The following is a 9,192-nucleotide window of genomic DNA, read 5'->3' as shown; positions in this document are numbered from 1 at the left end:
ACCAAAATCAACCAAATAATAATATCACAAAAGCTATCAAATCAAAAACCTGAAAAAATTATCTTTAGTTTTGTGGCATGAATCCTAAAATATATATCATTGGTGGAGGAGCGGCAGGGATATTCGGTGCTATTAATACTAAAATCCACTTTCCAATGGCGGAGATTGTGGTATTGGAAAAAAGTAGCAAGTTATTGTCCAAGGTGAAAGTTTCAGGAGGAGGGCGCTGCAATGTTACCCATGCTTGTTTTGAAAATAGTCAATTGGTTAAGTTTTATCCCAGGGGAAATAAATCCTTAAGAAAACCTTTTAATCAATTCTCTACTCAGGAAACGGTTGACTGGTTTGAGAAACGGGGAGTAAAACTGAAGACTGAGGAGGACGGTCGAATTTTTCCTACCAGTAATAATTCTCAAACCATCATTGATTGTTTACTACAGGAGTGTGAAAAACTAGGCATTAGTATCAATAAATCTGTGGGGGTAGAAAGTATCTCTGTGGTGAATGAACGGTTTCAAATCCATGTTAAAGGAGGACAGTTTTTTAAAGCCGATAGGATTTTGATTGCAACTGGAGGCCAATCAAAAGCACAAGCCTACGATTGGTTATCTCAACTGAACCATCATATAAAAGATCCTGTTCCTTCCCTTTTTACCTTTAATGTTCCTGATTCTGATTTTAAGGATTTGGCAGGTATTTCTGTTCCTCATGCACAAGTTAAAATCCTTGGAAGTAAATTGAATGATTGTGGCCCTTTGTTGATCACTCATTGGGGCTTTAGTGGACCTGCTGTTCTTAAATTATCGGCCTGGGGTGCCAGAGAGCTGCATTTGAGAGATTACAATTTTAGCATTCACATTAATTGGTTGGGTGAAGTTTCTGAAGAAGGCCTTAAAGATCAGTTGCTTCAATTTAAAAAAGAACACCCTAAAAAAGTGATTAGCAGCAATCCCCTTTTTGACCTTCCCAGGAGATTATGGGCCCGGTTGGTGGATACCGCTCTAATTTCTAATGAAAAAAGATGGGTAGATATAAGCAAAAAACAATTCAATAAACTGATAGAAGGCCTGATTCGCTCAGAATTTAAAGTGAAGGGAAAAACTACTTTTAAGGAAGAATTTGTAACCTGTGGAGGAATTAGCCTGAAGGACATTAATCTACAAACGATGGAAAGCAAGAAACAACCGGGAATATTTTTTGCCGGAGAGGTCCTTGATGTGGATGGAGTAACGGGAGGATTTAATTTCCAACACGCCTGGACTTCAGCTTTTATTGCCAGTAAAAATATTTTGGCACCCGATTAGAGTTAATTAACAATGAATTATTAAAGGGCTTCAATTAATTCTTTTCGAGGTATATGAATGCTCCACATTCCCATAAGGTCACCTTCTTTAAAATCTATGGATTGGTCCTTCGGGTATATTTTCCGAATTAATTTTAGGTTCTTTGGACCAATTTGTTCTTTTGTCCCATGACATTGGGTACACATTGTTTGATCTAAAACAATTGCTTTGGTTAAAAGGAAATCCCCATTGTCTAGTTCTTGAAGGTTATCGGCACTTGACAGTTTCTGGTCAATGCTATACTGGTATGCATCTATAAGTTGACTCTCTAAGCTATCCGCAGTATTTTCAGGATTTCTAGGTCTGAGTGACACCCGTTTTATTTTTACTTGATATAAGTCAGATAAGGAGTCTGTCAGCATTAGGTCATTAAACTGGCAGTAGGGAATGGCATAGGTTACACCCTTTTCCTTTATCATTTCAGTTAATCTCTCAATATATTCCTTTTCTGCAGCCTTAACAACAAGGTCTCCCACCTTGTAAGCATTTGTTGCTATTTCAGAGGGAGTTAAGAATTTCAATTCCCTGCTTTTCATTTCCTTTCTTAATGCCTCCGATTTCTTTTTCCTTTTCAGCCCGGCGTCACAGGCAGACATTATTGTGAGAAAAATAAGACTAACAAAAGCCCATTTTATTTTAATGTTCCACATATGTAAATCCCTGATTCTTATTGTTAATAAGCTGATTTTTATAAAAAACAATTCTTGCTATTGGGCAAAGGTAAGAATCTGTGAAAACAATTTAAAAGATGAGGAGTGTTTGTCGATGTTATTCAGGAAAAAGGTTTTTTATTAAAAGAGAAGGGCTATTAGCATTTTTATAGGATATTTTAGGCTCCCTGAATAACTTAACAAGGGTTTAAAGAATGGTATAAAAAAATTGGGAAGTTTGATGGTAATTATTTAGTCTTTCATTTTTTAAGGCTAAAAGGGAATTTTGAATAGTAGAGACGCAATATTTTGCGCCCCTACAATTCAACTGAATTCTCTTGTCCTATAATAATAGGCCATAAGTTTATTTTTAATTTTTAGCAATGGCTTGGCTTTCTTTTGCGAATTTTTCAGCTTCTCTCCAAACACGAAATACATTTTGATAGCAGATTTTCCGAATATCCTCTTCCGAATATCCACGCTTTAAAAGTGTAAAAATTAAGTTTGGATAAAATGAGGCATCGTCAAGTCCAATCGGAAGGCTGTCTCCTACCCCATCATAATCCGACCCAAATCCAACATGTTCTATACCCACTAGTTTTACTACATGATCAATGTGATCTGCCGCCTTGTTTACATCTGTCTTAAAAGGGTGGTCTTTTATGTACGCCTCGATATATTCCTTTGCCTTGGAGTCATCACTTTTCATTTGATTTTCCTCTAGCCAATTGGCAATGTGTTCTCGGTTTTGATTAGCCATCTTTTGAGATTCCCCACTTAGGAAAGTTGAGCCAAAGTTGATCATAATTACTCCTTCTTTCTGACCAAGAGCTTTAATCATATCATCGGACATGTTTCTTTCAAAGTCTGGAGTAAAATGGCGACATGAGGTATGAGAAGCAATCACAGGCGCTTTAGAAATTTCCATTACTTGATAGAAGGTACTATCTGAAACATGGGAAATGTCTACTAAAATTCCAACACGGTTCATTTCTTGAACCACTTGTCTACCAAATTCACTTAATCCATTCCAGTATCGGGTAGTGTCGTAAGAGGAATCACCAATGTGATTGTTTTTACCATGGGTTAGGGTGATATAGCGTACGCCTCGATCATAAAAATATTGGATGTTTTCTAGTTTCCCCTCTATTGGACTGCCATTTTCCATTCCCATAGGAAGTGCGATTTTTCCTTTGGCAAATATTTCTTCAATTTCATCAGGAGAAGTGGCAATTGTAAATTTATCAGGATGGGTTTCAGCAATTTGATAAACCATATCGATTAATGTGTCTGCCAGGGCCTTAGAGCTGCCATCAAATGATCCTATCTCAGCTTCTAAGGAAGAAGGGGTGTAAATGGACATAAAAGGGGCGTTTAAGCCACCCTCTTTAGCCCTTATATAGTCAAAATCACCATTCTCTGTTCGTACAGAAATATCCTCCCATTTATTTTTTAATCGATAAGGAATATCTACATGTCCATCTACAATAATATATTCTTGCGCTAACTTATTAGCTAGGGATTTCAATTCTTTGTCAGTATCATTTGAAGTCTCTTTTGGTTGACAGCCAACTCCAAATATTATCCCAGAAAAAAGTAAGAGAACGTTAAGTTGTCTTTTCATTTTTGGTTAATTTAAAAAGGATGGTAAATAGTAGTGTAGGATGATTACTCTTTTTTAAAAAATGAAATCAATCTACTTTTGATTAAGGAAAAGTACGGATAATTGCTGTTAGATAAAAATTAATTGAGTGTTAATACCTAAAAATAGGCATGAAAAATGAAGGAAATGGAAGATATAATGAAAAGAATAAAGAAGTTTGGCTATTGAAATTAATAAAAAGGTCTCTGTTTTTTGCAGAGACCTTGGAATAGAAATGAGTTTATTTTCGAATAATAACCTCTTCTAATGGTTTACGCACTTTGGCAAGGTTTTGATAACCGTCTTCAGTTGAACGGTAACCAATAGGCACTACAAGAACGGAATTAAGTCCTTGTTCTTCTAATTTTAAAATTTCATCGAATGCAGCAGGATCAAAACCTTCCATTGGGCAAGCGTCTATTTCTTCTACGGCACATACAGTTAGAAGATTTCCTAATGCAATGTATACTTGTCTCGCCAGCCATTGTCCTTTGGAGTCTTCATCAAGATTAGCAAGCGAGTTTTTTATCATGCCCATATATTCGGCAATTGCTTCTCTTTCTAATTCTCTTGTTTTAGCTATATTATCTCCAAAGAGGTCTACATCACCTTCTGAAAGGGTGGCCTCTCTGCAAAGGACGATTAAATGGGAGGCCTCTGTAACCTGTGGCTGATTCCAGGCATGTTTTTTTAATTCTTCCCTCAAAGCCTTATCTTCCACCACAACGAATTTCATGGCTTGTAAGCCATAGGAGGTAGGAGAAAGCCTAAGAGCTTCTAGAACTGTATTTAATTTTTCATCGGACAACTTTCTATTTTCATCGAATCGTTTGGTGGCATAACGCCAATTTAATTTTTCTATAATGTCCATTTTGAAATTTTAAAAGTGCTAATTGTTTGCTAAGATTTAATAAAAAGTAATGCTTGCTCTTACAAGCTACTCTCAACGCTTAAACGGAAGAATTAGAAAAAAGATGTAGGTACAATTATTTTTTTATCACTGACCTGTAAGCTTTAGGGGAGATTTCCCTAAACTTTTGAGGATTTTTCAAATTACTCAAGCCTTATTTCTCAATGCTTATATTTTTGAAATATCCCTCCCCTTCTTCCATTTTATTAATTGGTAAAAATATTTTAAGTTGATTTCCCTCCTGGCGTGCATATATTTTATCCCTGTTTACATTCATTGGAATAGCATGGTTGGCCAATAAAATGGGAATATGGCCATTTTGTTCACTGTTCTGAAAACTCAAAAGATGGAAAATGAGTAACTCTCTTTCCTTTACCTCTACTCTAACATGTTCTGGGGAAATTCCATGTATACTTAAAGTTAAAAGGTAATGGTCCGTTTTTTTATAAAGTTGCTTGTTGGGTTGGCTTCTTCCCCCATTGATGGTATGGTATACATCTCCGGTGAGCAATAGATTCCTAACAAGCTGTTTTTCCAGCAGTTTCATGATTATAATTTTTTTTAAAGGCATCACCCAAACATTATTCCAAATGAAAGAACTGATATAATGGAGACAATTTGTCTGTTAATGTGTAGAAAGAAAGGATTAAATAATGCCAATTGGGCAGATGTGTTGGGCTACTTATTAGATTAATTAAGTTTGTTTAATGCTTGATTTTGTTTTAGTTGTGAAGAATTCTCTTCATTTATAAATGCATTACAGATGCAAAAATTTTAATTCTGGATTTGATAAATCAAGAAGGTGACTTAGTGAACTACTGCTGTCTAAAAAGCGGTTTAAGAAAGAACTTAATTTGGCTCTCATGTGTCTTTTAATTGTTCACCAATCAATTGTGGTCATGGTAAAGTTTAAAAAGGGAGATAAAATCTTCCTCAAAAAGATGTATTACCCTTTTCCTAAAGGGAGTGAAGGAAGGGTCTTGGATGTGAATGAAGAAAATCAATTGTTAAATGTCCAGTTAAAGAAGGTGGATAAAGAGGATCCGGAATCAGGAATTTTCATTCATCCTTTTGATTTTTTCTCAAAGAAAAAGATCGCTGCCTAATTTTTAGAGAAAACCATTAAGACCCAAGGTTTTTGTCTCTGATCTGGCTATACCATATTGTTTACTAATAATTGAATTCCGAAATATATCCCTTTTTTATAGGCAAAATGCCAAAGGGATTTTGGACGATTCAATTTATTTTTCACACCTTTCTTGTGAATGTAGAGAGGCTTTGGGGCAAATCCTTACATCTCTACAAATTATTCCTATCCGATTTCCTGAGAGCATAATTTAGACTTTTAAAATATTGTCCGTAATATGGCCGAAAAATTTTAATGCAATTCATATGAGCAATAAGCCGGAAGAAATAAATCAACTGATAAGGAACAGGCGGTCTATTTACCCGAATATGTATTCAGGGGAAAAAATCGATCAGGAAATTATAGAAAAGTTATTGGAAAACGCCAACTGGGCCCCTACTCACGGGATTACCGAGCCTTGGCGTTTTACAGTATTTACGGGAGAGGGTCTTAAAAAATTGGCAACTTTTCAATCGGAATTATATAAGAAAGGTGCTGAGGCTAAGGGGAATTTTCAGGAAGAAAAATTCCAAAAGCTAGCTACCAAGCCTTTGAAGGCATCTCACATTATAAGTATCGGTATGAGCCGGGATCCAAAAGGTAAGATTCCTGAAATAGAAGAAGTGGAGGCTGTGGCATGTGCCGTCCAAAATATGTATTTGACTGCTACAGCCTATGGGGTCGGTTGTTATTGGAGTACTGGTGGAGTAACTTATATGGAGGAGGCGAAAGAATATTTTGGTTTAAAATCGGAGGACAAACTGTTAGGGTTTTTATTTTTGGGCATTCCAAAAAATCCATGGCCAAAAGGAAAGAGAAAACCTATAAAAGATAAAATCAGATGGGTTAAGTAATAAATAATTAATAGTGAATTTGTTAATTATTCACTATTAACTCTTCATCTTTATAAATAACTAATTCCCACCGGAAGGCCCATCTCCATTTCAATTTATAATCTGTGATTTGGGCATTTCGGAGTATTTCTTTAATGTCTTTTTTACTAAAAGCCCGTAAAACTGAGACCGGAGCATCGTTTTTGACCATGGGGGAGTGGGAAAAAAGGTAAGTAAGCCACTTAATGGAATGGTATGCCAACCAATGTCGATGCAAATCATTAATTGTTACCCCCATTCGAGCTTGTCTGTAAAACTTTTGAAAGATTTGTACTAATTCTTCATTACTAAAATGATGGGTGAAAAGGGTGCAGCAAATGATATCATAAACATGTTTCTCAAAAGCCTCATCAAAAATATTTAAAACCTCAAATTGGGCTTCGGGATAATTTTTACAGTTCTCACGGGCATAATGAATAATATATTCATTAGCATCAATGCCAGTTAGCTCTAAATTAAGTTTGTTTTTTCTTCCCCAGTTGGCTAATAGTTTCAGCATATCTCCTCCCCCACATCCCAAATCGGCAATTTTAATCTTTCCACCGGGGTTGGGATTGTGTTTCAGGATATTTTCTACACCATTTAAGGTAATGTTGTTACCTCCCAACCATTTATTGATGGTTTCCAATTCTTGGAGAGTGATGTCCATCTCTTTACCAGAAAATTCGAGATCGTCCATAATTTCGGGAATATCCATTCTTTCTGTAAAGAGCATGACATTTAATTTTGGTTAAGTTTATACATACGGAGTTTTTCAGAGGATTCTGAATCTTGCTGTTTTCCTACAATTTTCAATAACATGCTTTCCATAGAAAGGCCTGGGCCAAATGCAAAGCTGAGGATGTTTTTTCCTTTATCTTCTGTTTTTAATTCCTTCAGTATTGCTTGCAACACAAAAAGGATAGTAGCAGAAGACATATTCCCGTATTGCTGTAGAACTTCATGTGAGAAGCGGTTTTTATTTCTACCGATTTGTAATTCTTCTTCAATGACTTGAAGGATGCGTCTTCCTCCAGGATGGACGGCGAAGAAATCTATTTCCTCTAAATTTAGGCTTAAGCTGTTTAAAAGAGTGTTGGTTAATTTTGAAATACCTTGTTGAATAATATCAGGTACATAGGCAGATAATTTCATTTCAAAACCAAAGTTACCAGGTTGCCAGGCCATATCTTGTCTTCCCTGAAAGGCCAAGTCTCCGCAAAATCCTTCTAAACTAAGGTTAAAGTCTTCGGTAGGAATGTTTTGTACTAAAATGGCTGCAGCTCCATCAGCAAAAAGTGCATTAGCCAGGATGTTATCTTCGGTGGGTTCTTTCTGGAAATGAAGGGTACATAGTTCGGTACAAACTATTAGGACTTTGGCATTTTCATTTGCTTTGCAAAAGCTATCAGCACATTTTAGCGCATTTATGGCAGCATAACATCCCATGAAATTGATGGCCAACCGTTCCACCTGATGATTAAGGTTAAGTGCTTCCACCAAATCAATATCAAGGCCAGGGGCATGCATTCCTGTGCAACTTACGGTGATTAGATGGGTAATTTCTATTCGGTGAAACCTATCCAGTTCCTCAAGACAATCATCTATCGCTTTTACACTCAAAAGTAGGGCCTCCCTTTTGAAGACATCCATTCTTTTACTGAGGGGAGGAAATGGGCTTAAATGCTTGTTGTCAGGAAAAAAATGAAATGACTCCTGCCTACCATAATCTTCGATGACGGAATGTCGAAATTTAATGCCAGAAGCCCTATAAAGAATATTTTGTCTATACCGTTCTTTGGAATTCATTTGAAACGCCCGGGCCATAAAATGGGCGATTTGGCTTTGTGGGATTTTATGGGCCGGATTGGCCGAACCGATAGATGTGATATAACTCATAAAGGGGAAGGAATTTGTAATTGCCTATGGGGTATCCACTTTAACTCTCTCAAATTCACTCTTTTATATTACTAAAATTTGTGATAAATTATTACTAAACAGATGATAATATTTATGAAGAAAGCCACTTTATTACACCTTCGTATTCCTTTTTCTTTTTTTTTATTACCCGTTTATGGTTTTGCCTGTAGTTTGAGCCCTTCACTAGCAATTTTTAATGTTTTTTTGATATTTGTTATCCTACATTTTTTATTGTACCCAGCCAGTAATGGCTATAATAGTTATTTTGATAAGGATCAAGATAGTATTGGCGGGCTGGAAAATCCACCACCAGTTTCAAAAGAGTTGTACTTTGTGGCTTTGATTCTAGATACATTGGCTATAATCCTGGGTTTACTTATAAGTATTACTTTTGCAGTGATGTTGTTTATTTATGGTATGGTATCTAAAGCCTATAGCCATCCTGTTATTCGCTTAAAAAAGTATCCCATTACATCCTGGTTGATTGCGGGTTTTTTTCAGGGATTTTTTACTTTTTTGATGGTATGGATGGCTCTTAATCCCACAGAAAACTTTAGTACTGTTTTTCGTACAGATCATGTTCTAATTCCAGCCTTTTTGTCTTCCTTCCTATTATGGGCTTCCTACCCCCTTACTCAAGTGTACCAGCATGCAGAAGATGCTCGTCGAGGAGATCAAACCTTAAGTTTGTGGTTAGGCATTCGGAAAACTTTTTACTTTTCTGCTATT

10 protein-coding genes are annotated in these 9,192 nt (G+C 36.2%); 4 read left to right on the top strand and 6 right to left on the bottom strand.

Annotation, left to right across the window (positions count from 1 at the left end; all coding sequences use genetic code 11):
• Nucleotides 1-77: 77 nt before the first annotated feature.
• On the top strand, nucleotides 78-1,304 hold the full coding sequence (locus tag E1171_RS14170; protein WP_155206685.1) for a BaiN/RdsA family NAD(P)/FAD-dependent oxidoreductase: 1,227 nt from the start codon (nucleotides 78-80) through the stop codon (nucleotides 1,302-1,304).
• A gap of 20 nt (nucleotides 1,305-1,324) precedes the next feature.
• Here the strand turns inward: E1171_RS14170 and E1171_RS14165 are convergent, their stop codons facing one another.
• From E1171_RS14165 to E1171_RS14150, 4 genes are all read right to left on the bottom strand, one after another.
• Complete coding sequence (locus tag E1171_RS14165) at nucleotides 1,325-1,993, bottom strand: Tll0287-like domain-containing protein (RefSeq protein WP_155206684.1); 669 nt, start codon at nucleotides 1,991-1,993, stop codon at nucleotides 1,325-1,327.
• A 370-nt stretch (nucleotides 1,994-2,363) separates the two neighbouring features.
• Nucleotides 2,364-3,617 carry a dipeptidase gene (locus tag E1171_RS14160; RefSeq protein WP_155206683.1) on the bottom strand — a complete coding sequence of 418 codons (1,254 nt, stop codon included), beginning with the start codon at nucleotides 3,615-3,617 and terminating at the stop codon, nucleotides 2,364-2,366.
• 259 nt (nucleotides 3,618-3,876) lie between these two features.
• Nucleotides 3,877-4,506 carry an NAD(P)H-dependent oxidoreductase gene (locus E1171_RS14155; protein ID WP_155206682.1) on the bottom strand — a complete coding sequence of 210 codons (630 nt, stop codon included), beginning with the start codon at nucleotides 4,504-4,506 and terminating at the stop codon, nucleotides 3,877-3,879.
• Between the two features lie 193 nt (nucleotides 4,507-4,699).
• The gene (locus tag E1171_RS14150) at nucleotides 4,700-5,092 is read right to left on the bottom strand and encodes an Hsp20/alpha crystallin family protein (protein ID WP_155206681.1); all 393 of its coding nucleotides are present in this window, start codon (nucleotides 5,090-5,092) and stop codon (nucleotides 4,700-4,702) included.
• 352 nt (nucleotides 5,093-5,444) lie between these two features.
• On the opposite strand from E1171_RS14150, the gene E1171_RS14145 reads away from it, so the two are divergent.
• Nucleotides 5,445-5,651, top strand: coding sequence for a hypothetical protein (locus tag E1171_RS14145; protein ID WP_155206680.1), 207 nt, complete (start codon nucleotides 5,445-5,447; stop codon nucleotides 5,649-5,651).
• Nucleotides 5,652-5,937: 286 nt separating this feature from the next.
• On the top strand, nucleotides 5,938-6,525 hold the full coding sequence (locus E1171_RS14140; protein WP_155206679.1) for a nitroreductase family protein: 588 nt from the start codon (nucleotides 5,938-5,940) through the stop codon (nucleotides 6,523-6,525).
• Between the two features lie 22 nt (nucleotides 6,526-6,547).
• On the opposite strand, the gene E1171_RS14135 is transcribed toward E1171_RS14140, so the two are convergent.
• Nucleotides 6,548-7,279, bottom strand: coding sequence for a methyltransferase domain-containing protein (locus E1171_RS14135; RefSeq protein ID WP_246164352.1), 732 nt, complete (start codon nucleotides 7,277-7,279; stop codon nucleotides 6,548-6,550).
• A 5-nt stretch (nucleotides 7,280-7,284) separates the two neighbouring features.
• On the bottom strand, nucleotides 7,285-8,442 hold the full coding sequence (locus tag E1171_RS14130; RefSeq protein WP_155206678.1) for a type III polyketide synthase: 1,158 nt from the start codon (nucleotides 8,440-8,442) through the stop codon (nucleotides 7,285-7,287).
• A gap of 114 nt (nucleotides 8,443-8,556) precedes the next feature.
• Here E1171_RS14130 and E1171_RS14125 point away from each other — a divergent pair.
• On the top strand, nucleotides 8,557-9,192 hold a 636-nt coding region (locus E1171_RS14125; protein WP_155206677.1), incomplete at its 3' end, for a UbiA family prenyltransferase.

The organism is Xanthovirga aplysinae, assembly GCF_009711365.1.
Taxonomy (GTDB): Bacteria; Bacteroidota; Bacteroidia; order Cytophagales; family Cyclobacteriaceae; genus Xanthovirga; species Xanthovirga aplysinae.
The sequence above is the reverse complement of the archived record's forward strand: the minus strand, read 5'-3'. Positions and strand labels throughout refer to the sequence as shown.

Bases quoted from the DNA above. Each gene is read 5' to 3' on its own strand.
- E1171_RS14170 (WP_155206685.1), top strand. From the start codon at position 78: ATGAATCCTAAAATATATATCATTGGTGGAGGAGCGGCAGGGATATTC.
- E1171_RS14165 (WP_155206684.1), bottom strand. From the start codon at position 1,993: ATGTGGAACATTAAAATAAAATGGGCTTTTGTTAGTCTTATTTTTCTC.
- E1171_RS14160 (WP_155206683.1), bottom strand. From the start codon at position 3,617: ATGAAAAGACAACTTAACGTTCTCTTACTTTTTTCTGGGATAATATTT.
- E1171_RS14155 (WP_155206682.1), bottom strand. From the start codon at position 4,506: ATGGACATTATAGAAAAATTAAATTGGCGTTATGCCACCAAACGATTC.
- E1171_RS14150 (WP_155206681.1), bottom strand. From the start codon at position 5,092: ATGAAACTGCTGGAAAAACAGCTTGTTAGGAATCTATTGCTCACCGGA.
- E1171_RS14145 (WP_155206680.1), top strand. From the start codon at position 5,445: ATGGTAAAGTTTAAAAAGGGAGATAAAATCTTCCTCAAAAAGATGTAT.
- E1171_RS14140 (WP_155206679.1), top strand. From the start codon at position 5,938: ATGAGCAATAAGCCGGAAGAAATAAATCAACTGATAAGGAACAGGCGG.
- E1171_RS14135 (WP_246164352.1), bottom strand. From the start codon at position 7,279: ATGCTCTTTACAGAAAGAATGGATATTCCCGAAATTATGGACGATCTC.
- E1171_RS14130 (WP_155206678.1), bottom strand. From the start codon at position 8,442: ATGAGTTATATCACATCTATCGGTTCGGCCAATCCGGCCCATAAAATC.